This is a genomic window from Pseudonocardia phyllosphaerae (assembly GCF_046546475.1).
In the GTDB taxonomy this organism is placed as follows: domain Bacteria; phylum Actinomycetota; class Actinomycetes; order Mycobacteriales; family Pseudonocardiaceae; genus Pseudonocardia; species Pseudonocardia phyllosphaerae.
Window position 1 is genome coordinate 542,816 of sequence record NZ_JBKGXS010000001.1, and the last position, 22,055, is coordinate 564,870.

Consider the following 22,055-nt stretch of genomic DNA (forward strand, 5'->3'; position numbering starts at 1 on the left):
GGGATGAGTGTGGACAGCGGAGAGCCCCGCCAGCGGACGGTCGCCGAGCTGCTCGCGGCCAACGGCGGCTCCCAGAGCGGGCGTCGCCGCCGGCGGCGCGCGGCCGAGGAGGACGGCACACCCGTCACCGGTGCGCCCGAGGGCGGCGCGCCCGCGGGACAGGCGCCCGAGCTCCCGTCCGCACGTCGCCCGGAGCAGTCCGGGTACACCGAGTTCCCCGGCGCCGGGAGCGTGCCGCAGGGCCGTGCCCCGCAGGGCTACGGCGTCCCGCAGGGTGCTGCCCCGCAGGGGGTAGGCCCGCAGGGGGCGCCCCAGAACGGCGCCGCTCCCAACGCTGCCGCTCCCAACGGTGCCCCCCAGAACGGTGCTGCTCCGAACGGTGCGGCGCCCTACGGCGCGGCCCCCGGCGGTGCGCAGAGCTGGGGTGCGGCCCCGAACGGTGGGCCGGCGTGGAACCCCGCGGGCAACGGCGTGGCCCGTAACGGCGCCGCCCCCGACGACGCCGCCCAGGCCCGCGGCCGCTGGCAGGACGAGCGCGCCCCCGAGGGGTGGGACGCGTTCGCTCCCCGGAACCGGGCCGCGCAGAACCCCGGGCAGCAGAACCCCGGGCAGCAGAACCCCGGGCAGCAGAACCCGGCCGGGCAGAACGGCGGTGCCGGCTACGGCCGTCCGGACGCCTACGGCCGCAACCCGTACGGCCCGGGGCAGCAGGGGCCGCAGGGTGCGGACGGCTACGCCCGCAACCCGTACGCCCCGGACGCCGCGCCCCGCAACGGTGCCACCACCGACGGCCCGCCCGCCCCCGGCGCCGCAGCGACCGCCGCGTTCGCCGGAGCCGGTGCGGCCGGCCTCGCGAGCAGCCCCGGCACGGCCCGGCCGGACACGGCGCAGCCCGGCGCAGCCCAGCCCGGCACGGCGCAGCCCGGCGCAGCCCAGCCCGGCGCAGCCCAGACCGGCACGGCGCAGCAGCCCGAGTCCCCGGCCGACGAGGCCGCCACCGGCCGCTTCGACGCCCGTCCGGCAGCCCGCCCCGCCGACGCCGACGGTGGCCCGCCGACCATGCTCGGCGCCCCGCCGCTCGACGACGAGGACGACGACCTCGACGGTGCCGGCGACCCGCACGGCGTCCCGGACGCGCACCGCGCACCCGGCCCGCACGGTGCGGACCTCTCCGCGGCCCGCACCGGCGTCCTCCCGGCCCGGCCCGACGTCGCCGGTGACGAGCCCGGACACCCCGGCGTCCACGAGCAGCCCGGGGACGACCACGACCTCGCGGACCCCGACGAGACCGTTCACGGGCTCCACGAGCACGACGCGGACCACGCCCACGCCGCCGAGTACGTCCCCGAGGGCACCCAGCGCATCGCGCACGGCCACGAGGCCGCGCCCGAGGGCGTCGCGCCGGCCGGCCTGGAGCAGGGCGCGGAGGGCGCGGCCGGGACCGGGCAGGGCTGGGCCGTCGTCATCGCGCAGTGGATCGGCGGCGCGGTCGTCGGTGCCGCGGTGTGGGTCGGCTTCCGCTACCTGTGGTTCTCGCTGCCGTTCGTCGCGCTGGTCCTGGCCGTCGTCGTCACCGTGGGCCTGGTGCTCGGCGTCCGCGCGCTGCTGCGCAACGACGACCTCAAGACCACGCTGCTCGCCGTGCTGGTGGGTCTGCTGCTCACCGTGTCACCAGCACTTCTGGTACTCCTGGACCGGTGACGACGCGCGACGGCGGGGCCTTCCGCACGGCCCCGTCGTCCGTGCCCGTCGCCCTGTCGACCGCCTCGGTCTACCCCGAGGGCGTCGCCGCCGGGTTCGAGATCGCCGCCGAGCTCGGCTACGACGGCGTCGAGCTGATGATCTGGACGGACCCGGTCAGCCGGGACCCGCGCGCCGTCGAGCGCTTGGCCCACCGCTACGGCGTCCCGGTGCTCGCCGTCCACGCGCCCTGCCTGGCCGTCACCCAGCGGGTCTGGGGCTCCGACCCGGTGCACCGGCTGCGCCGCACCGTCGAGACCGCCGGGCGGCTCGGTGCGCGCACCGTCGTCGTCCACCCGCCGTTCCGCTGGCAGCACCGCTACGCCCGGGTGTTCGCCGACGAGGTCGCCCGCGCCCACGACGAGCACGGCGTCACCCTGCCGGTCGAGAACATGTTCCCGGTGCGCCGCGCCGGTATCGAGGCCGTCCCGTACGCGCTCGGCCACGATCCCACCGCGATCGGGTTCGACGCCTACACCCTCGACCTCTCGCACACCGCCGCCGCCGGCGTCGACGCGCTGGACCTGCTGCGGCGCATGGGCGGCAACCTCACCCACCTGCACCTGACCGACGGCTCCGGTGGCCCGCACGACGAGCACCTCGTGCCCGGCCGCGGCGGGCAGCCCTGCGCCGAGGTGTGCCGGGCGCTGGCCGGCGGCGGGTTCGCCGCGGGCGGCGGCACCGTCGTCCTCGAGGTGTCGACGCGACGCTGCCGGACCCGCCTGGAACGCACCGGCCTGCTCGCCGAGTCCCTGCTCTACGCCCGCCTGCACCTGGCCGCCGATCGCGACGTCCCGATCGGTGCCGCCTGAGGCTACCCGTGGGTAACATGCGGGTCATGAGCAACGCAGGCGTGCGCACCGGGCGGCCGTTCTCCGACGCCCACGTCCTCCAGGACCTGGGGGAGGGCCGGTTCCGCGCCGACCTCGACGACGTCTGGGCGATCGGCCCGAAGGCGTTCGGCGGCCTGCTCATGGTCCTGATGACCGACGCCGCCCTGGCCCGCCTGGCCGCCGGTGGCGCGCCCGGCCTCGATCCGCTGGCCGTCTCCGCGGACTTCCTGCGCGCACCCGACCTGGCACCGGTCGACATCGAGGCCGAGCCGCTCAAGCTCGGCCGGACCATCTCCTCGGTCGTCGTCCGGCTCTCCCAGGGCGGCAGGCTCATGCTGCACGCCACGGTCACCGCCGGGGTACTGGCCGACCCGGCCGCCGACGGCGCCGTCCGCTGGCAGGGCGCGCCGAGCCCGCTGGAGCCCGCCCCGCCCGCCGACGCGATCGACCCCGCCGACGCTCCCGGCGGCCCGCAGGGCATCGCCGCGGCCTGCGAGATGCGCTACCGCCGCGGGTCGCTGCCCTTCCTGACCGGGGACACCGGCGCCCCGGAGATGGCCGGCTGGGTACGCCCGCGCGGCGAGGAACCCGACCTGCTCTTCGCGCTGATGGCCGGGGACATCCTGCCGCCCACCGTGTTCAACCTCGGCGGCTCGACCGGCTGGGCGCCGACGGTGCAGCTCACGGCGCTGTTGCGGGCCCGTCCCGCGCCGGGCTGGCTGCGGGTGAGCTCGCACGCCTCGGCCGTGGTCGGGACGCAGTTCGACGAGGACGTGACCGTCGTCGACTCGGCGGGCCGGGTCGTCTGTCAGGCCCGCCAGCTCGCGCTCGCCCCGCTGCAGGGCTGAGACCCCTCAGGACCGAGACCCCGCAGAGCTGAGACCCCGCAGAGCTGAGGCCCGGAGCCGTCCGGCCCGCCGTCCGGCGGCTCCTTAGGCTCGGGGCATGACACGCATCGCGGTACTGGGTGGCGGACGGATCGGCGAGGCCCTGCTCGGCGGGCTGGTCGCCGCGGGATACGACACCGGCGACCTCGTCGTCGCCGAGCGCAGTGAGAGCCGGGCGGCGGAGCTGGCCGACAGGCTCGGGATCGTCTCCGCACCGGTCGAGGAGGCCGTGCGCGGGGCCGGGACGGTCGTCGTCGCGGTCAAGCCGCAGGACGCCGTCGCGCTGATCTCCCAGGTCGCGCCGGTGATCGGGAAGGACGCCACGGTGATCTCGCTGTGCGCGGGGCTGCCGACGTCGCTGTTCGAGGGCGCCCTGCCCGAGGGCACGCCGGTCGTGCGGGTCATGCCGAACACCCCGATGCTGCTCGGCGAGGCCATGTGCGCGCTGTCGGCGGGCACCCACGCGAGCGACGACGACCTGGCCCGCGCCCGGGAGCTGCTGTCCACCGTCGGGTCCACGCTGGTGCTCCCCGAGACCAAGCAGGACGTGGCGACGGCGCTGTCCGGCTCCGGGCCCGCGTACTTCTTCCTGGTCGTCGAGTCGATGATCGAGGCGGGGGTCGCGCAGGGGCTCGCGCGCCCGGACGCCACCGAGCTCGTCGTGCAGACCGCGCTCGGTGCGGCCCGGATGCTGCGCGAGACGGGCGAGCACCCGGCCGTGCTGCGGGAGAACGTGACCTCGCCCGGCGGCACCACCGCCGCCGCACTGGCGCAGCTGGAGCGGCACGGGATCCGCACCGCCTTCGCCGACGCCGTCACCGCCGCGCACGACCGCTCGGTGGAGCTCGGACAGGGCTGACGCCGGGGTGCTGCCGACCCCACCGGGTGTGACGGCGGGCCACCGGATCGGCGGTTGCTGCACGCGGTCGCCACTCGTTCAGCGCATCGGATGACCCCTCGTCACCCTGGCGCGCCGGACGGTCACTGGATCGGGCCACCACAGCGACTGCCGGCCGTCACATCCGCCCCGGTAGACTCCATCCGCACATCCCCCACCACCGGGGCGTCCGGAGCCGGGGAGAGGAAGGCGGTGCCTGATGGCGGAGCGAGCCGAACCCCTGCGCCCCAACCAGGTCCAGTTCCTGACGGTGGCCGAGGTGGCCTCGATGATGCGGGTCTCGAAGATGACCGTGTACCGGCTCGTGCACTCGGGCGAGCTGCCCGCGGCACGGGTGGGCCGGTCGTTCCGGGTGCCGCAGCGCGCGGTCGAGGACTACCTGCGCAACGCCTACTTCGACGCAGGCTGAGCCTCCCTCCCGGCGCCGCCGGGCGCACGTGCTCCCACCAGGCGTGACGAGGGCCCTCGTCGGGGGCGGTACGAGGCCGCCCGGTAGAGTGGTCCACCGGCTGTCGACCCCCACCGGTCACACCTCCGCGCCGCCGTTCGCCGTGTGTGCGCGGTCGGCCTCCTCGTTGGCCTCCCGGTGGTGCGGTCGCCGGACGATCTGCGTCGACACAGGAGGAGCACCCCATGGGCTCGGTCATCAAGAAGCGCCGCAAGCGGATGTCGAAGAAGAAGCACCGCAAGCTGCTGCGCAAGACCCGGGTGCAGCGCCGCAAGCTCGGCAAGTGACCCCTCCGGCCGCGCGCCCGTCTGCACGGGCTGCGCGGCCGGACGTGTCTGCGGCCGGACGCGTGCCGGGGGTCGGGCGTGTCACGCCCGCCTTCTCCTGCGTTCCGTGACCGGCGAGGACTAGCATCGGCGGTACCACCGTGGCCCCGCGATCCGGTGGTCCCGGCTCCAGTCGCAACCCAGCCGCAGTGAGGTGAGGTCGCTCCATGCCCCAGCCGACCCCGTCCGTCGTGCTGGTCACCGGCGTGAGCGGTTTCCTCGGCGGCCACCTGGCCGCCCGGCTGGCGGCGAACCCGGACATCGACCGGGTGCTCGGCGTCGACACCGTCCCGCCCCCGCGGGACCTGCTGCGGCGGATGGGCCGCGCGGAGTTCGTCCGCGCCGACATCCGCAACCCGCTCATCGCGAAGGTCATCTCCTCGGCCGGGGTCGACACCGTCGTCCACGCGTCGCTCTCGGCGAGCCCCGGCTCGTCCGGCGGCCGGGCGACGATGAAGGAGATGAACGTCATCGGCACGATGCAGCTGCTCGCGGCGTGCCAGAAGGCACCCAGCGTGCGGCGGGTCGTGCTGAAGTCGACCACCGCGGTCTACGGCTCCAGTCCCCGTGACCCCGCGGTGTTCGACGAGGCCACACCCCCGAAGAACCTGCCGTCGGGCGGCTACGCCAAGGACGCCGTCGAGATCGAGGGCTACCTGCGCGGTTTCAGCCGCCGCCGCCCGGACGTGACCACCACCGTCCTGCGGTTCGCGAACTTCATCGGGCCCCGCATGGACACCGTGCTGAGCCGCTACTTCTCGCTGCCCGTCGTCCCGACCGTGTTCGGCTACGACGCCCGGATGCAGCTGCTGCACGAGGAGGACGGCCTGGCCGTCCTCGAGCGGGCCGCCACCCACGAGCTGCCCGGCGTGTACAACGTCGCCGCGCACGGCGTCCTGATGCTCTCCCAGGCCATCCGCCGCGCCGGCAAGGTCGCGGTCCCGGTGCCCAGTACGGCCGTCGGCCCGGTGAGCCGGGTGCTGCGCGGCGCCCGGGTGGTCGACTTCTCCCCGGAGCAGATGCGCTTCCTGAACTTCGGCCGGGTGGTCGACCTGAGCCGGCTGATCGGCGAGTTCGGCTTCGAGCCGCGCTGGACGACCACCCAGGCCTTCGACGACTTCGTCCGCGGCAAGGCGCTCAGCCCCGTCCTCGGCGCGGACCGCATCGCCGCCGTCGAGCGCGGGGTGCTGAGCGCGGCCCGGGCCCTGCGGTGATCCGGCCCGGCGCATGACGGCACACGACGACAGGCGACCGCAGGTGCGGTCCGGCGAGACGAGAGGCGACCGAATGGCCGAGGCCCGGGTGATCCCGATCCGTGGCAACCGTGGCCCCGCACGTCCGCCGACGGCCACGGAGCCGGCCACGCGCGCGGTCGAGGACGCCCGGATCGCGGCGGCCGAGGCCGCCCTGGAACTCGAGGGCATCGACCCCGCGGACCAGCCGGCCTGGGAAGCCGCCCTGGAGCGGGTGCTGGAGTTCCTGCGCCGCAGGCTCACCGGCGAGTACCAGGTCGACGACTTCGGGTTCGACCCCGAGCTCACCGAGGCCATGGTGCTGCCCACGCTGCGCCCGCTCTACAAGCGCTGGTTCCGGGTGGAGACGATCGGGATGCACAACATCCCGTCCGAGGGCGGTGCGCTGATCGTCGCCAACCACTCCGGCACCCTCCCGCTCGACGCGGCCATGGTCACCGTCGGCACGCACGACGACCACCCCGCCCGGCGCCACCTGCGCCTGCTCGGCGCGGACCTGATGTTCAAGCTGCCGGTGTCCGGGTCGATCGCCCGCAAGTCCGGCGCGACGCTGGCCTGCAACCCCGACGCCGAGCGCCTGATGAGCTCCGGCGAGCTCGTCGGGGTGTTCCCCGAGGGCTTCAAGGGCGTCGGCAAGCCCTTCCGGGACCGCTACAAGCTGCAGCGCTTCGGCCGCGGCGGCTTCGTGTCCGCGGCGCTGCGCACCGGCGTGCCGATCATCCCGTGCTCGATCGTCGGCGCCGAGGAGATCTACCCGAAGATCGGCGACATCCCGGCGCTGGCCCGGCTGTTCGGGGCGCCGTACTTCCCGATCACGCCGACGTTCCCGCTGCTCGGCCCGGCGGGGCTGATCCCGCTGCCGTCGAAGTGGTACATCGAGTTCGGCGAGCCGATCCGCACCGACGACCACACCCCGGCCGACGCCGAGGACCCGATGCTGGTCTTCAACCTCACCGACCAGGTGCGGGAGACCATCCAGCACACGCTGTACCGGCTGCTGTCCCAGCGGCGCAACGTCTTCCTGGGGTAGGTCCCGGCCGTCCCTGGCAGGGCCGCTCAGCGCTTGCGGTAGGCCAGCCCGGCCGCGACCGCACCGGCGACCGCGCCCGCACCCAGCACCGACGGCACCCCGATCCGGGCCGCCTTGCGCCCGGTGCGGAAGTCACGGATCTGCCAGTTCCGGGCCTTCGCCACGTCGCGCAGCTCCGAGTCCGGGTTCACCGCGACCGCGGTGCCGACCGCGGAGAGCATCGGGACGTCGTTGACCGAGTCCGAGTACGCCGTGCAGCGGCGCAGGTCCAGCCCCTCCGACGCGGCCAGCGCCCGCACCGCGTGCGCCTTGGCCGGGCCGTGCAGGATCTCGCCGACCAGCCGCCCGGTGAACAGCCCGTCGGTGGACTCCGCGACCGTGCCGAGCGCCCCGGTGAGGCCGAGACGGCGGGCGATGATCCGGGCCAGCTCCACCGGCGTCGCGGTGACCAGCCAGACCCGCTGGCCCGCGTCGAGGTGCATCTGGGCGAGGGCCCGGGTGCCTGCCCAGATCCGGTCGGCCATGAGCTCGTCGTAGATCTCCTCGCCGAGCGAGACGACCTCGTCGACCGGGCGCCCGGCGACGAAGGACAGCGCGGTGTCGCGGTGGCCGGACACGTCGCTCTCCCGGCCGCCGACCCGGAACTTGATCTGCTCCCAGGCGAACCCGGCCAGGTCGGAGGTGGTGAAGAACTTCCGCGCGGCCAGCCCGCGGGCGAAGTGGAAGATCGAGGCGCCGACCATCATCGTGTTGTCGACGTCGAAGAACGCGGCTGCGGTCAGGTCCGGCGGCGGGCCGCCGTCCCCGTCCAGGGCGTCCTCGGCCTCCGCGGCGACCGCGGCCGCCGCCGACGCCTGCCCGGCGCGCTGGGCGGGATCCACGGCCTCGCCGGGCTCGCGGGGGAGGGGCTCGCGCGGGAACGCCGGGACGGCACCGTATGAGGTCCCGGCGGGCGGCTCCCCGGACGTACCGGTCCCGGTGCCGGGCTCCCCGGACACGTCGACCTCGTCGGAGGGGGACCCCGGATCGCTCACCACGGCGGCCTTCCTGCTGCGAACTGCGCTGCTGACGTCCCCACCCTACTGGGGCCGACGCCGCGGCGGCCCGGCGCGGAACGTGACGCTCCGCGGACCGGGCCGCGCGGACTCCGGGATCACCCCGGCGCGGGTGTCAGCCGCCGAGTTTGACGGGCCCCAGGCCCGGCAGCAGCGGCGGGACCTGGACCGGGGGCAGCGGACCGGTCTGCTTCTGCGTGCTCGGCGCGGGCGTGCCGGCACCGCCGGCCGGGACGCCGCCGCCACCCAGCAGCGGCAGCTTCGGCGCGGACCCGGTGGTCTTCTCCGGCTCCCGCTCCGAGTCCTGGGCGCTGTCCCGGCCGCTGTCCGTGGTGCCGGTCGACGGCGCCTCGGTCGTCGACGACGGCGCGGAGGACGAGGTGGACGGCGAGGGCGACGTGGACGACGACGAGGACGACGCGGCGGACTGCTCCGGCGTGTTGCTCGGCGACGGCGTCGCCGACTCCGCCGAGGACTGCCCGGTGGCGGACTCCGACGAGGGCGTCGTGGAACCGGCGGCCGACGTGCCGGTCGCCTGCTCCGAGCTCTCCGCGGCGGGGGAGCCGGTCGAGGACGCCTTCGCGCGCTGGTCGGTGCCCGAGGACCCGCAGCGGCCGGGGATCGGGCCGAGGTCGTCGACCGCGCCACCGTCGGTGCTGCAGCTCGTCGCCCGCATCGCCTCGGCCCGGGCGAGCACCCGGTCGAGCAGCTGCGCGGACTCCGCGGCCTCCGGACGGTCCGCCGCGGGCATCCGGCCCTGGAGCGCACCGAGCCGCTGGGACTGGGTCTGTGCCCAGGTCCGCAGGTCGGCGAGGCGGGCCGGGTCGGCGCCGTCGGAGTCGTTGCCGCTGAGCATCATCCGCGAGCCGTTGCCGGTCGCGCGGTCGAAGTCGTCGAGGCTGCCGGCGATCGCGTCCGGCGACGGCGACGAGTTGCGCGCCATCAGGTTCTCGATCTCGTCCACCCGGGAGCGGGCGATGTCGAGCTGGCGTGCGGCCTCGGCCTGGTCACCCATGGTGAACAGGCCGCCCGCGCTCTCGTTGGCCCGCTTGACCCCGTACATCGTGTCGCCGGGCAGCGCGTCGCGGCTCATCGTCGAGGTCACCCCGGCGACGACGGCCAGCGCGGCGAACCCGCCGACGACGATCCCGAAACGCTTGCGGACGCTCGGCCGGCGGCGGTCCAGCATCCGCGGCGCCGGGCGCTCGTCGCCGTCCCGGCCGGGACCGTTGCGGTCACCGGCGGCACCGGCTGCGGCGGTCGTCCGTTCCGGGTGGTCCGGGTGGTCGGCCGGCAGCACGTGCCGCGGCCTGCGCCGCGGGCGCGACCCCGGGTCGTCGGTCTCGGGGAGGTGCTCCCCGGCCGTACGACGGGTGGTCGCCGCCTCGTGCGGCAGGTCGTCGGAGATCGGCGGGCCGATCGGCGCGGTCGGGTCCGGCGGCTCGACGTGGCGGCGCCCGAACGGCGACTCCACCGGCCGGGTGCTGCCGGGCTGCTCCGCAGCGGTGTTGCCGACGCCCTCCCGGGCGAGTGTCTCGAACAGCCGGGCCCGCATCCGTGCGGATGCGTGCGGGTCCGGGGAGAGGTCACGCCGGCTGCGGTCGAGCGACGCGGCGAGGGCGGTCTCGTGCTCCAGCTCCTCGGACGCGGGCGCATCGGCGGGACCGGCGGCCCACGCGTCGTGGTCCCCGATCCGCTGCTCGTCATCCCATCGCCTGGACATGCCGTCCGTCCTCACTGCAGTTTCGCGCTGCTCGTCGGCGCGGTCGTGCCGCGCTCGCCTGCACAACGACGCGGCGTGCGAGAGGTTACGGCCATTCGACCGTTCACCGCTTCGAGTCGTGCGCTCGGCGCAGTGACGCGCCCGTGCGCGGCGGCAGCGGCTATGTGGGCCGCTCCGTCGGTCACCGCAGGCCGTCCGGCAGGAGCTGGGCCAGCCGTCGGACGGCGCGGTGCTGCAGCGCCTTGACCGCCCCTTCGTTGCGGTCCATGAGCTCGGCCGTCTCCGCCACCGACAGCCCGCGCAGGAAGCGGTACTGGATGCACTCCCGCTGGTCGGAGTTGAGCTTCTCGACCGAGGCGAGGAGCTCGGCGTTGGTCGCCATGTCGAGGACCTGCTGCTCCGGGCCACCGGTGGCCGGCGAGATCTCGACCATCTCCGACGTCGCCTGCTCCAGCCGGTACCGGCTGGACTTGACGTGGTCGAAGATCAGGTTCCGGGCGATGGTCACGAACCAGGCGCCGATGTCACGGCCCTGGTAGCTGACCGAGGTGATCCGGCGCAGCGCGCGGACGAAGGTCTCCTGCGTGACGTCCTCGGCGAAGGCGCGGTCGCCCATCCGGAACAGCACGTACCGGAACACGACCTCGTGGTAGCGCTCGTAGAGCTCGCCGAACGCGGCGGCGTCCCCGGCCTGGCAGCGCTCGACGAGCGCCCACGACTCGTTGTGCTCGGCGGCCTTCGGCTCGGCGGGGGCCACCGGAGCGGCCGGCGCGGCCTGCGGGGGAGCGGTTCGGGTGACGGGCTCGGGGCGCGCCACGCTCTGCGACGCCCGGGGGGCGCGTCGCGGGGCGGGCATCCCCTGCTGGGGAGCGGGGGCCTCACCCGATCGGGTGGGCTGTGCCTGCGAGGGGTGAGACGCGCCGCGGGTGGGGTACCCGGGGTTCACGACGCGATCGTCGAAGCGGGGCATCGGCCCGGTGGGGGCCGGGCTCGCTGAGGTCGCTGATGTCACGGACACCTCCCCGTCCGGCTGGGGTCGGACGGCGTCGGGTCGGTCCGGTCCGGGGTCGGGGACCCGGCCGGGACGAACGGCGGACACTGCGGGGTCGTGCTGTCTTGCTGGGTCTTTCTGCCGTGCGGGGTGGTTCTGCGGTGCGGGGTCGTGCAGGGGGTGCATGACGGGGGTCATCGATCCCGCGGTCGCGGTCGCCGATGGTCCATGCCACTCCCTCGGGTGAGTCCGCGCGACGAACCGGAGGCTCACGCGTTGATCTCCTGTAGCGGCGGAGCATAAACGGCGATCCGGGCGTTGTGATCCCGCGTCGCCATTCGTCGCGCCTCGGGTCCGACAAGCGGCCCCGTGTGCGCGGTCAGTGCACACCCGCGGCCCTTCTCGCCCGCTGTGCCGGGGCGGACACGGTTCGTGTGCGGCGACGAGCGGTCCCCCGTGCCGCCTGGCGTTTGCCAGACTGGGGCCGCCCCGCCGCCGAGGAGACGAGGAGACGTCCCGTGCCGCACCCCCCGGTCCACCTCGACGAGCTGATCACCCGCGCGGCCGCCGACCGTCCCGCGCACGAGGCGATCCGTGATCTCTCCGGCGCCGATCCGATCAGCCTGACCTGGGCGGACGTCGACGCGGCCGTCTCGGCCGAGGCGGCCAGGCTGCGGACGGCGGGGGTGTCGCCCGGCGACCGGGTCGCGGTCTCGCTGCCCGACGGCGCGGCCTTCTGCGTGGCGCTGCTCGGCGCGGTCCGTGCCGACGCCGCGGTGGTGCCCGTCGGGCCCCGTTCGGTGCCGCGCGAGCTGGACGCCGTGCTCGGCCAGGCGTCACCGTCCGTGGTGGTCGCCGACGCCGACGACCGGGCCGCCGCCGACGCCGCGGCCGCCGTCGGGGCCACCCTGCTGGCGCCGCCCGACCCGTCCGCAGTACCTCCGGCAGCACCGGCCGGCGCCGCAGCGGCCGATCCGGAATCCGCGGATCCCGAGGCGATCGCGCTGATCGTCTTCACCTCCGGGACCACCGGCCGTCCGCGCGGGGTGTGCCTGTCGCACCGGGCGCTGCTGGCGAACCGGGACCAGGCCGCGGCGCTGCGCCCTGCGCCGGTCACCGCCGTCGACCGGGTGCTGCTGGCGCTGCCGCTGTTCCACGTCTACGGCCTCGCGGCCGGGCTGCTGCAGGTCTGCCGGGCCGCCGCGACGGTCGTGCTGACCGGGCGGTTCGACCCCGGGCGCACGCTCGACGCCGTCGCCCGGGAGCGGGTCAGCGTGATCGCCGGGGTGCCGTCGATGTTCCGGATGCTGCTCGACACCGGGGACGGGGACGACCTGCGGGCCGCGCTCGCCGGCGTCCGGCTCTGTACCTCCGGCGGCGCGCCGCTGCCGTCGGGCTGGCTGGCCGCGTTCCGCTCCGCGACCGGCCTCGAGCTGCACGAGGGCTACGGCCTGAGCGAGGCCGGACCCGTCGTGACCACCAACGACCTGGGGCGGCCTGCCAAGCCGGGCTCCGTCGGGCGCCCGCTGCCCGGCGTCGAGCTGCGGCTGGTCGACGCCGACGGCCGTCCGCTGGCGACGGCGGACGACGCCGCACCCGAGCCGGAGGGAGCCGGGGACGACCTCTTCGACGGCTCCGACCCCTCCGGCGACACCGGCCTGATCGCGCTGCGCGGGCCGAACCTGTTCTCCGGCTACTGGCCGGACCTCGACGGCGGCCCGGACGCCGACGGCTGGTTCCGCACTGCCGACGTCGGCTACCTCGACGCCGACGGTGACCTGCACCTGGTGGACCGGTCGTCGGACCTGGTGATCGTGAACGGGTTCAACGTCTACCCGCGCGAGGTCGAGCAGGTCATCGCCGAGCTCGACGGCGTGGCCGAGGTCGCCGTCGTCGGGATCCCGGACGACCGGACCGGCGCCGCGGTGAAGGCCGTGGTCGTGGCGGGGGACGGCGACGGCTCCACCGAGGAGCAGGTGCGCGAGCACTGCGCGGCCCGGCTGGCCCGGTTCAAGCGGCCCACGGTCGTCTCATTCGCCGACGAGCTGCCACGCACCCCCACCGGCAAGATCGCCCGTCGTGCGCTGGCGAGGGCCTGACGTGCGGGTCCAACTGCTCACCCGGGCCGGCTGCCACCTCTGCGACGACGCCGCCGCCGTCGTCGCGCAGGTGTGCGCGGCCACCGGCACCGGCTGGGAGCCGGTCGACGTCGACGCCGACGACGAGCTGCGCGCCGAGTACGGCGACCAGGTGCCCGTCGTGCTGGTCGACGGCGCCGAGCACGCGTCGTTCCGGGTCGACCCGCAACGCCTGCGCGCCGCCCTGGCCTGCTGAGACCGGAGGCCGGGCCCGGGGTGCGCCCGCGCACGCGAGAGCTGTGTCACGCGTGGTCGCGGCACGGCGGCCACGGTGGTGTCCTGGAAGCCGGTACCGACGGCACTGAGCACGGTGAACGGTCCGTGGTGGTCGATCACCGGTAGGTCCGGGTGATGGTCCGGTCACAGCCCGCACGGAGCACGTCACGGTTCAAGATCGCAACTTTGTGCAGGCGTTCACAAGCGGCTACCGTGGTTTCCCGTCGCCGGTCCCGGCGGTGTGGTTCCCGAGGGATTCCCGCGGGTGCGGCACGGTGCCGGGGCTCGCCCGTGCACGTACCGCTCGGCCATCCGGCCATGGCGCGTGCGGGCACCGGCGACCGCGCGTCCCGGAGCGTTCGGTACCGACCAGGCACCGGACGGTGCCGCGGAGGCGTGGCACGACGCCCCCGAACGGAGCGCGACCAGTCTCGACGACCGGCGGCCCGCGGACAACCCCCCGCGAGCAGGTCGTGTCGTCGTCCGGCCGCGCCGCCCACCACCAGCCCGCGACCGACGCCGGAGGAGGAAGGCCCGTGAGCCTGCCACCCGAACCCGGTGTCCCGGCCGTCCCCGACGCGACCGGGACCGGTGCCGTCGACGGCGACCGCCCGGCCGCCCGTCCGGTGCCCGAGGCCACCGTGTCCCGGCTGGCCGTCTACCTGCGCGTGCTCGGCGACCTGTGCGAGTCCGGCGTCGAGACCGTCTCCTCCGAGGAGCTGGCCGGTGCGTCCGGGGTGAACTCGGCGAAGCTGCGCAAGGACCTGTCCTACCTCGGCTCCTACGGCGTCCGCGGTGTCGGCTACGACGTCGCCTCGCTGCAGGAGCGCCTCGAGGGCGAGCTCGGCATGGACCACCGCCAGTCGGTGGCCCTGGTCGGCGTCGGCAACCTCGGCCACGCCCTCGCCGGGTACGCCGGGTTCTCCGGCCGCGGCTTCCCGGTCAGCGCGCTGTTCGACGTCGACCCGGACCTCGTCGGGGCCGAGATCGGCGGCATCACGGTGCGTCACGTGTCCGACATCCCCGCGGTGTGCGCCGAGCTCGGTGTGACCATCGGGATGCTCGCGACGCCCGGGCCCGCCGCCCAGCAGGCCTGCGACCTGCTCGTCCGGGCCGGGGTGCAGTCCATCCTCAACTTCGCGCCGGTGCTGCTGCAGGTGCCGGACGACGTCGAGGTCCGCAAGGTCGACCTGTCGGTCGAGCTGCAGGTCCTCGCGTTCCACGTGGCCCGCCGGCACGGCGGAGCCCAGGCCCCGGTCGACCACCGGGACCGCAGCGAGACGAACGGATCGGTGGTGTCCCCGCGATGAGCGTCCTCGTGGTCGGGCTGTCGCATCGGAGCGCTCCGGTCGAGGTGCTGGAGCGCCTGGCCGTCGCCCCCGGCGACCTGCCCAAGCTGCTCGAGGAGATGCTCGACCGCACGCACGTGGAAGAGGCGCTGATCCTCTCGACGTGCAACCGGATCGAGGTCTGTGCGGTCGTGGACGCGTTCCACGGCGGCCTGGGCGACGTCACCGACGTCCTCGGCGGGTACGCCGGGTTCCCGATCGGGGAGCTGTCGGACCACCTCTTCGTCCACTACGCCGGCTCGGCCGTGCAGCACCTGTTCTCCCTGGCCGCGGGCCTGGACTCGATGGTCGTCGGGGAGTCGCAGATCCTCGGCCAGCTCCGCTCCGCCTACGCCGCGGCGGACGAGGCGGGCTCGGTCGGCAAGGTGCTCCACGAGCTGGTGCAGCAGTCGCTGCGCGTCGGCAAGCGGGTGCACGCCGGCACCGGGATCGACGAGGCCGGTGCCTCGGTGGTCTCCGAGGCGCTGCGCGACGCCGACCGCGAGCTGGGCGGCCCGGCCGGTGCCGGCCTGGACGGCGCCCGCGCCGTGATCGTCGGCGCCGGGGCGATGGGCGCGCTGGCCGCGGCCCACCTGCGCCGCGCCGGGGCCGGCGAGATCGTCGTCGTGAACCGGTCGGCCGAGCGCGGCGAGCGCCTGGTCGAGAAGGTGCTCGAGCACGGCACCCCGGCCCGCTCCGCCGGGTTCGACGACCTGCCCGCCGAGCTGCGCGCCGCGGACCTGCTGCTGGCCTGTACCGGGGCGATCGGGCACGTCGTGGGCGTGGACCCCGTCGCCGAGGCACTGGCCGACGGTCGCGAGCACCCGCTGGTCGTCTGCGACCTGGGCCTGCCGCGCGATGTCGACCCGGCCGTGGGCGAGCTGCCCGGCATCCGGATGGTCGACCTCGTGACCCTGCAGCGCAGGCTGCTCGACTCCGCCGACGGCGGGGCGATCGCCGCGGCGCAGCAGATGGTCGAGGCCGAGGCCCAGCAGTACCTCGCCGGGCAGCGCTCCGCCGAGGTCACCCCGACCGTGACGGCCCTGCGCCGCCGCGCGTCCGAGGTCGTCGACGCCGAGCTGCTGCGGCTGGACTCCCGGCTCCCCGAGCTGGACGGGCAGGTCCGCGAGGAGCTCTCGCGCACCGTCCGCCGGGTCGTCGACAAGCTGCTGCACACCCCGACGGTGCAGGTCAAGCGCCTGGCCGAGGGCCCGGACGGGGACAGCTACGCGGCCGCGCTGCGCACGCTGTTCGAGCTGGACCCGCAGGCCGCCGCCGCGGTGGCCGCCCCGGTGCGCGGCGCCGACGCCACGGTCGACGGCTCCGACGTCACCGCCGCCCTGCAGGCCCAGCTCGACGGCACGCCGTCGATCGGGTCCCGTCCCCCGGAGCAGCTGTCGTGACCGTTCTCAAGATCGGCACGCGCCCGTCGAAGCTGGCGGTCGCGCAGTCCATGCAGATCGCCGACCGGCTCACCGAGGCCGGGTACCCGTGCGAGCTGGTCAGCATCTCGACGAGCGGTGACCGCTCCTCGAAGCCGGTGACCCAGCTCGGCGTCGGCGTGTTCGTCTCGGCACTGCGCGACGCACTCGCCGCCGGCGAGATCGACGTGGCCGTGCACTCGTTCAAGGACCTTCCCACCGCCCAGCCGGACGACCTGCGGATCGCCGCGGTCCCCGGCCGGGAGGACCCCCGCGACGCGCTCGTCTCGAACGGGCGCGTGCTGGGGGAGCTGGGCCGCGGGGCCCGCGTCGGGACCGGATCGCCGCGCCGCGCCGCGCAGCTCTACGCCCTCGGGCAGGGGCTCGAGGTGCAGCCGATCCGCGGCAACGTCGACACCCGGATCGGGAAGGTCCGTTCCGGCGAGCTGGACGCGGTGGTCGTCGCCGCGGCCGGGCTCCGCCGGCTGGGCCGCATCGAGGAGGCGGACGAGCTCGTCGATCCGCTGCAGATGCTGCCCGCACCCGCCCAGGGGGCGCTCGCGATCGAGTGCCGCACCTCGGACACCGCGCTGGTTGACTCGCTGCGCTCGGTGCTCGACGACCCGGGCGTGCGCGCCGCCGTCGCCGCCGAGCGCGCCGTCCTGGCCACCCTGGAGGCCGGCTGCACCGCCCCGGTCGGTGCACTGGCCGACGTCGTCTCCGACCTGGACGACGACGGACGCGCGATCGACAGGCTGTCGCTGCGCGCCGTCCTCGGGGTCGGGGACATCCCGGAGGGCCACGTCGTGCGCGCCTCCGTCACCGGAGAGATGGACACCGCCGAGAAGCTCGGCGCCGCACTGGCGCACGAGCTGCTCGACCTGGGAGGAGAGGACCTGCGCCCCGCGGGCCTCGGCTCCGTGAACCGCTGGATCGGGAGTACCGAATGACTGACCCTGCCAACACCTCGGGGCGGATCGCCTTCGTGGGCAGCGGACCGGGGGACCCGGCTCTGCTCACCGTCCGCGCCCGGGACGTGCTCGCCGGCTCGCCGCTGGTGATCACCGACCCGGACGTGCCGGAGGGCATCCTCGCCCTGGCCGCCGACGGCGCCGAGGTGCGCCCGGCCGTCGGGCAGCCCTCCGACATCGCCGGCGACCTGCTCGGCGAGGCCGGGCAGGGCCGCTCCGTCGCCCGCCTGGTGACCGGTGACCCGCTGACCAACGACGCCGTCGTGGCCGAGGCCATGGCCGTCTCGGCCTCCGGCACGCCGTTCGACGTCGTGCCCGGGGTGCCCGCCTCCACCGCGGTCCCGGCCTACGCCGGTGTCGCGCTGGGGTCGGCGCACGTCGAGGCCGACGTGCGCGCCGGCGTCGACTGGGCCGCGCTGGCCGCGTCGCCCGGGCCGGTCGTGCTGCACGCCACCGGCGCGCTGCTCGCCGACGTCGCCGCCGGGCTGACCGCCCAGGGCGTCCCCGGCGAGACCGCCGTCGCGATCACCTCCGGGGGCACCACCTCCACCCAGAAGACGATCTCCTCGACGGTCGCGAAGCTCGCCGCCGACGGCGGGGACCTCGACGGCGCGCTCGTGCTGACCGTCGGCGACGCGGCCGGCCGCCGCGGCGAGCTGTCCTGGTGGGAGTCCCGCGCGCTCTACGGCTGGCGTGTCCTGGTCCCGCGGACCAAGGACCAGGCCGGCGTGATGAGCGAGCGGCTGCGCATGCACGGCGCCATCCCGGAGGAGGTGCCGACGATCGCCGTCGAGCCGCCCCGGTCGCCCGCGCAGATGGAGCGCTCGGTCAAGGGCCTTGTCGACGGCCGCTACCAGTGGGTCGTGTTCACCTCGACCAACGCGGTGAAGGCCGTCTGGGAGAAGTTCGCCGAGTTCGGCCTGGACGCCCGCGCGTTCTCCGGCGTGAAGATCGCCTGCGTCGGCCGGTCGACCGCGGAGAAGGTCCGCGAGTTCGGCGTGCAGCCCGAGCTGGTCCCGGACGTCGACGAGGCCCAGTCCTCGACGTCGGAGGGCCTGCTGGAGATCTTCCCGCCCTACGACGACGTCCTCGACCCGGTCGACCGCGTGCTGCTGCCGCGCGCCGACATCGCCACCGAGACGCTGTCTGCCGGCCTGCAGGAGCGTGGCTGGGAGGTCGACGACGTGACGGCCTACCGGACCGTGCGCGCCGCGCCGCCGCCCGCGCCGATCCGCGAGGCGATCAAGACCGGCGGGTTCGACGCGGTGTGCTTCACCTCGTCGTCGACGGTGCGGAACCTGGTCGGCATCGCAGGCAAGCCGCACGCCCGCACCCTGGTCGCCTGCATCGGCCCGGCCACCGCGGAGACCGCGCGGGAGTTCGGCCTGCGGGTGGACGTGCAGCCCGAGGAGTCCCGGGTCCCGACCCTGGTCGACGCGCTGGCCACGCACACCGCGAAGCTGCGCGCCGAGGGCAACCTGCCGCCGCCGAAGAAGGTCAAGGCCCGCCGCCGATAGTGCGCGCGTAAGGGCAGCGGGTGGGGTGCTGCGGAGAGATCCGCATCGCCCCACCCGCTTTCTCATGTCCACCCGTTCTCAACACTGTCGATGGAAAGTATCTTCTGGATCGATCCGCCGCCGTTCCTCCGACCTCGGCGGCGTCCCAGGAGGTAACCCGTGCCCCCACCCACGAACGCCGAGCGGTTCGAGCTCGGTGACGTCGTCCTGCAGCACGGCGCGACGCTGCGCGACGCGTGGCTCGGCTACACGACCTACGGCGAGCTGAACGCCGACCGGAGCAACGCCGTCGTCTACCCGACGTGGTTCTCCGGCTGGCACACCGACAACGAGTGGCTGATCGGGCCGGGGCACACCCTGGACCCGGAGCAGTACTTCGTGATCGTGCCGAACATGCTCGGCAATGGGATCTCCAGCTCGCCGTCGAACACCCCGCCGCCCTACGACCGGGCGCGCTTCCCGGGGGTGACGTTCCTGGACCAGGTCGACGCGCAGTACCGGCTGGTGACCGAGCGCTTCGGCATCGAGTCGCTCGCACTGGTCACCGGCTGGTCGATGGGTGCGGCGCAGACCTACCAGTGGGCGGTGCGCTACCCGGAGATGGTGCAGCGCGCCGCGCCGTTCTGCGGGTCCGCGGTCACCGCCGACCACAACAAGGTGTTCCTGTACTCCCTGGCCGAGGCGATGCGCGCCGACGCGACGTTCGACGGCGGCTGGTACGACGCCGACGACCTCCCGGTCCGTGGGCTGCGCGCGTTCGCCCGGATCTACGCCGGCTGGGGCTTCTCGCAGGCGTTCTACTGGCAGGAACGCTGGCGGGACATGGGCTACAGCTCGCTGCAGGACTTCCTCGTCGGGTTCTGGGAGGGCTTCTTCCTCGACGGCCGCGACCCGAACGACCTGCTGGCGATGCTGTGGACGTGGGAGCACGGCGATGTCGGCAACACCCCCGGCTTCGACGGCGACACCGCGGCCGCGCTGCGCTCGATCCGTTGCCCGCTGCTGTCGATGCCGGCGGAGAAGGACCTGTACTTCCCGCCGGAGGACGAGGCCTGGTCGTCGCAGTTCATCGAGCACGGCGAGGTCCGCGTGATCCCCGGTGTCTACGGTCACTTCGCCGGGAACGGGGAGAACGCGCAGGACACGGCATTCGTCGACGCCGGCCTCGCCGACCTGCTCGCCCGGCCGGGGTACACCGGCTGACCTGCGGCGAGCGGCCTGCCGGGACGGGCCTACCCTGGGACGCATGGGTTTCCCGGCGCAGCGTCCCCGTCGGTTGCGGACCACCCCCGCGATGCGACGCCTGGTCTCCGAGACCGAGGTCCGGCCCCGGCAGCTGGTGCTGCCGGTGTTCGTCCGGGAGGGGGCGACCGAGCCCACGCCGATCGCCTCGATGCCCGGTGTGGTGCAGCACAGCCGTGACTCGCTGCGCAAGGCGGCGGCGGACGCGGCGTCGGCCGGCGTCGGCGGGATCATGCTGTTCGGCGTGCCCGAGCACCACGACGCCATCGGCTCCGGCGCGACCGACCCGGACGGGATCCTCAACGTCGGCCTGCGCGACGTGCGCGCCGAGGTCGGGGACGACCTCGTCGTCATGGCGGACCTGTGCCTGGACGAGTTCACCGACCACGGCCACTGCGGCGTGCTCGACGAGCAGGGGGTCGTCGACAACGACGCGACCCTGGAGGTCTACGCGCGGATGGGTGTCGAGCAGGCCCGCGCCGGGGCGCACGTGGTCGGCCCGAGCGGGATGATGGACGGCCAGGTCGGTGTCATCCGGGCCGCGCTCGACGACGAGGGCTTCCACGACACCGGCATCCTCGCCTACACCGCGAAGTACGCCTCGGCGTTCTACGGGCCGTTCCGCGAGGCGGTGAACTCCCAGCTCAAGGGCGACCGGCGGACCTACCAGCAGGACGGCGCGAACGGCCGCGAGGGCCTGCGCGAGCTCGCGCTCGACCTGGAGGAGGGCGCGGACATGGTGATGGTGAAGCCCGGCATGCCCTACCTGGACGTGCTGGCGCGGATCGCCGAGGTGTCCGACGTGCCCGTCGCGACGTACCAGATCTCCGGGGAGTACGCGATGATCGAGGCCGCGGCCGCCCAGGGCTGGCTGGACCGCGACCGCACGATCCTCGAGGCGCTGACGTCGTTCCGCCGCGCCGGCGCCGACGTGATCCTGACCTACTGGGCCACCGAGGCCGCCGGCTGGCTGGACTGAGCGCGCCGGGCGCCGGGTTGCCGAGTTCGCCGGGCTGCCGAGTTCGCCGGGCTCGCCGAGTTCGACAGGTTCGCTGAGTTCGACAGGTTCGCGGGGCACCGGGACACCGCACCCGTACCTCAGGAATGCCTCACCAGGTGAGACGTTCCCGGAGATGTTTCAGCAGCTGAGGTATTCCGGAGGTGGGTACCCCGGACCTCGGCCGGTGTGCGGCGCAGCGACCTGCTGGTCGACCCGCCGCACCGGTGATCGGATTCCGCTCCGCACGGGTACCGCCGATCGTGGCAAACCGGACAGGGGCCCGGCTACCGTGGCGGTGTGAGCACCGAGCCCGGGCAGGACGAGCAACCGTCCACCCCGCAGTACTACCGGCCCGGCCCGTCGTCCGGGACGTATCCGCAGTACCCGCAGAACCCGTACCCCAACGGCTGGGCCCCGGGCACGTCCCCGGCGCCGTATCCGCAGCAGCCGTCCCCGGCGCCGCAGGCACCCGCCCCGGAGCAGGCCCCGCACCAGCAGCCGTCGGGCCCGTACCCGGCGTGGCCCGGTGGCACCGGGTCGTCGCCGCAGCCTGCCACCCGGCCCACCCAGGTCCGTCTCGCGCTGGTCCTGCTGCTGCTGTCGGCGCTGCCGTTCGTGCTGATGGGCGTCGTCGCGATGAGGACGACGATCGACCAGGCCACCCTCGACGGCTCCGGCATCCCGCGGGCCCTGGCGGAGCAGGCGCTCACCAATTCCGGGTTCACGTTCGAGGCGCTCACCACGGCGGTGCGGGTGATGGGCGGCGTCTTCGTGGTGCTCGCGCTGGTCTACGCGGTGGTCGCGTTCGTCGCCTTCCGCGGAAGCTCGGGGGCTCGCTTCGTGCTCGTCGTGCTGACCGTCGTCTACGGCATCCCGCTGTTGCTGATGATGGCGCCGACGCTGCCGTCGTTCGCCGTCGCGATCCTCGCCCTGGCCGCCGTCGGCATCTGGCTGCTGTTCACCCCCGCCGCCCGGACCTGGTACGACGCCCGCAGCTCGCGTCCGTCGCAGCCCGGGGCCCCGGGCGCGCGGTGACTC

20 protein-coding genes are annotated in these 22,055 nt (G+C 74.8%); 17 read left to right on the forward strand and 3 right to left on the reverse strand.

From position 1 onward, the window contains the following. Positions 1 to 3 precede the first annotated feature (3 nt). The 8 genes from ACLE50_RS02555 (at position 4) to ACLE50_RS02590 (ending at position 7,415) form a co-directional block, all read left to right on the forward strand. Positions 4 to 1,701, forward strand: a complete 1,698-nt coding sequence (locus ACLE50_RS02555; protein WP_410941700.1) for a hypothetical protein — start codon at positions 4 to 6, stop codon at positions 1,699 to 1,701. After that, a complete protein-coding gene (locus ACLE50_RS02560) occupies positions 1,698 to 2,552 on the forward strand; it encodes a sugar phosphate isomerase/epimerase family protein (protein ID WP_410941701.1) in 855 nt (284 codons plus the stop codon). The genes ACLE50_RS02555 and ACLE50_RS02560 overlap by 4 nt, the downstream gene beginning before the upstream one ends. Before the next feature lie 26 nt (positions 2,553 to 2,578). Beyond that, positions 2,579 to 3,421, forward strand: coding sequence for a thioesterase family protein (locus ACLE50_RS02565; RefSeq protein ID WP_410941702.1), 843 nt, complete (start codon positions 2,579 to 2,581; stop codon positions 3,419 to 3,421). A gap of 97 nt (positions 3,422 to 3,518) precedes the next feature. Then, positions 3,519 to 4,319 carry a pyrroline-5-carboxylate reductase gene (gene proC / locus ACLE50_RS02570; RefSeq protein WP_410941703.1) on the forward strand — a complete coding sequence of 267 codons (801 nt, stop codon included), beginning with the start codon at positions 3,519 to 3,521 and terminating at the stop codon, positions 4,317 to 4,319. A gap of 238 nt (positions 4,320 to 4,557) precedes the next feature. Beyond that, positions 4,558 to 4,767 (forward strand): helix-turn-helix domain-containing protein, encoded by a 210-nt coding sequence (locus ACLE50_RS02575; RefSeq protein WP_410941704.1) that lies wholly within the window; start codon positions 4,558 to 4,560, stop codon positions 4,765 to 4,767. A 224-nt stretch (positions 4,768 to 4,991) separates the two neighbouring features. Next, positions 4,992 to 5,093: a 30S ribosomal protein bS22 gene (locus ACLE50_RS02580; RefSeq protein WP_010241351.1), complete on the forward strand. Its 102-nt coding sequence runs from the start codon at positions 4,992 to 4,994 to the stop codon at positions 5,091 to 5,093. 206 nt (positions 5,094 to 5,299) lie between these two features. After that, the gene (locus tag ACLE50_RS02585; RefSeq protein ID WP_410941705.1) at positions 5,300 to 6,346 is read left to right on the forward strand and encodes an NAD-dependent epimerase/dehydratase family protein; all 1,047 of its coding nucleotides are present in this window, start codon (positions 5,300 to 5,302) and stop codon (positions 6,344 to 6,346) included. A 73-nt stretch (positions 6,347 to 6,419) separates the two neighbouring features. Beyond that, on the forward strand, positions 6,420 to 7,415 hold the full coding sequence (locus ACLE50_RS02590) for a lysophospholipid acyltransferase family protein (protein WP_410941706.1): 996 nt from the start codon (positions 6,420 to 6,422) through the stop codon (positions 7,413 to 7,415). A 26-nt stretch (positions 7,416 to 7,441) separates the two neighbouring features. Here the strand turns inward: ACLE50_RS02590 and ACLE50_RS02595 are convergent, their stop codons facing one another. The 3 genes from ACLE50_RS02595 to ACLE50_RS02605 form a co-directional block, all read right to left on the reverse strand. After that, positions 7,442 to 8,296 carry an HAD family hydrolase gene (locus ACLE50_RS02595; RefSeq protein ID WP_410942250.1) on the reverse strand — a complete coding sequence of 285 codons (855 nt, stop codon included), beginning with the start codon at positions 8,294 to 8,296 and terminating at the stop codon, positions 7,442 to 7,444. A gap of 289 nt (positions 8,297 to 8,585) precedes the next feature. Continuing rightward, entirely contained in the window at positions 8,586 to 10,193 is a 1,608-nt protein-coding gene (locus tag ACLE50_RS02600) for a DUF5667 domain-containing protein (protein ID WP_410941707.1), read from the reverse strand. A gap of 181 nt (positions 10,194 to 10,374) precedes the next feature. Beyond that, on the reverse strand, positions 10,375 to 11,049 hold the full coding sequence (locus tag ACLE50_RS02605) for a sigma-70 family RNA polymerase sigma factor (protein WP_410941708.1): 675 nt from the start codon (positions 11,047 to 11,049) through the stop codon (positions 10,375 to 10,377). 653 nt (positions 11,050 to 11,702) lie between these two features. Between ACLE50_RS02605 and ACLE50_RS02610 the strand changes: the two genes are divergently transcribed. The 9 genes from ACLE50_RS02610 (at position 11,703) to ACLE50_RS02650 (ending at position 22,052) form a co-directional block, all read left to right on the forward strand. Then, on the forward strand, positions 11,703 to 13,283 hold the full coding sequence (locus tag ACLE50_RS02610; RefSeq protein ID WP_410941709.1) for an AMP-binding protein: 1,581 nt from the start codon (positions 11,703 to 11,705) through the stop codon (positions 13,281 to 13,283). Position 13,284: 1 nt separating this feature from the next. Next, on the forward strand, positions 13,285 to 13,518 hold the full coding sequence (locus tag ACLE50_RS02615) for a glutaredoxin family protein (protein ID WP_410941710.1): 234 nt from the start codon (positions 13,285 to 13,287) through the stop codon (positions 13,516 to 13,518). A gap of 556 nt (positions 13,519 to 14,074) precedes the next feature. Further along, positions 14,075 to 14,848 (forward strand): redox-sensing transcriptional repressor Rex, encoded by a 774-nt coding sequence (locus ACLE50_RS02620; RefSeq protein WP_410941711.1) that lies wholly within the window; start codon positions 14,075 to 14,077, stop codon positions 14,846 to 14,848. Beyond that, entirely contained in the window at positions 14,845 to 16,269 is a 1,425-nt protein-coding gene (locus tag ACLE50_RS02625) for a glutamyl-tRNA reductase (protein WP_410941712.1), read from the forward strand. The genes ACLE50_RS02620 and ACLE50_RS02625 overlap by 4 nt, the downstream gene beginning before the upstream one ends. Next, positions 16,266 to 17,237: a hydroxymethylbilane synthase gene (gene hemC, locus ACLE50_RS02630; protein WP_410941713.1), complete on the forward strand. Its 972-nt coding sequence runs from the start codon at positions 16,266 to 16,268 to the stop codon at positions 17,235 to 17,237. Before ACLE50_RS02625 ends, hemC begins: the two co-directional genes overlap by 4 nt. After that, entirely contained in the window at positions 17,234 to 18,775 is a 1,542-nt protein-coding gene (locus ACLE50_RS02635) for a bifunctional uroporphyrinogen-III C-methyltransferase/uroporphyrinogen-III synthase (RefSeq protein ID WP_410941714.1), read from the forward strand. Before hemC ends, ACLE50_RS02635 begins: the two co-directional genes overlap by 4 nt. A gap of 159 nt (positions 18,776 to 18,934) precedes the next feature. Further along, on the forward strand, positions 18,935 to 19,978 hold the full coding sequence (locus ACLE50_RS02640) for an alpha/beta fold hydrolase (RefSeq protein ID WP_410941715.1): 1,044 nt from the start codon (positions 18,935 to 18,937) through the stop codon (positions 19,976 to 19,978). Between the two features lie 43 nt (positions 19,979 to 20,021). After that, positions 20,022 to 20,996, forward strand: coding sequence for a porphobilinogen synthase (gene hemB, locus ACLE50_RS02645; protein ID WP_410941716.1), 975 nt, complete (start codon positions 20,022 to 20,024; stop codon positions 20,994 to 20,996). Between the two features lie 318 nt (positions 20,997 to 21,314). Next, positions 21,315 to 22,052 (forward strand): hypothetical protein, encoded by a 738-nt coding sequence (locus ACLE50_RS02650; RefSeq protein WP_410941717.1) that lies wholly within the window; start codon positions 21,315 to 21,317, stop codon positions 22,050 to 22,052. Positions 22,053 to 22,055 lie beyond the last annotated feature (3 nt).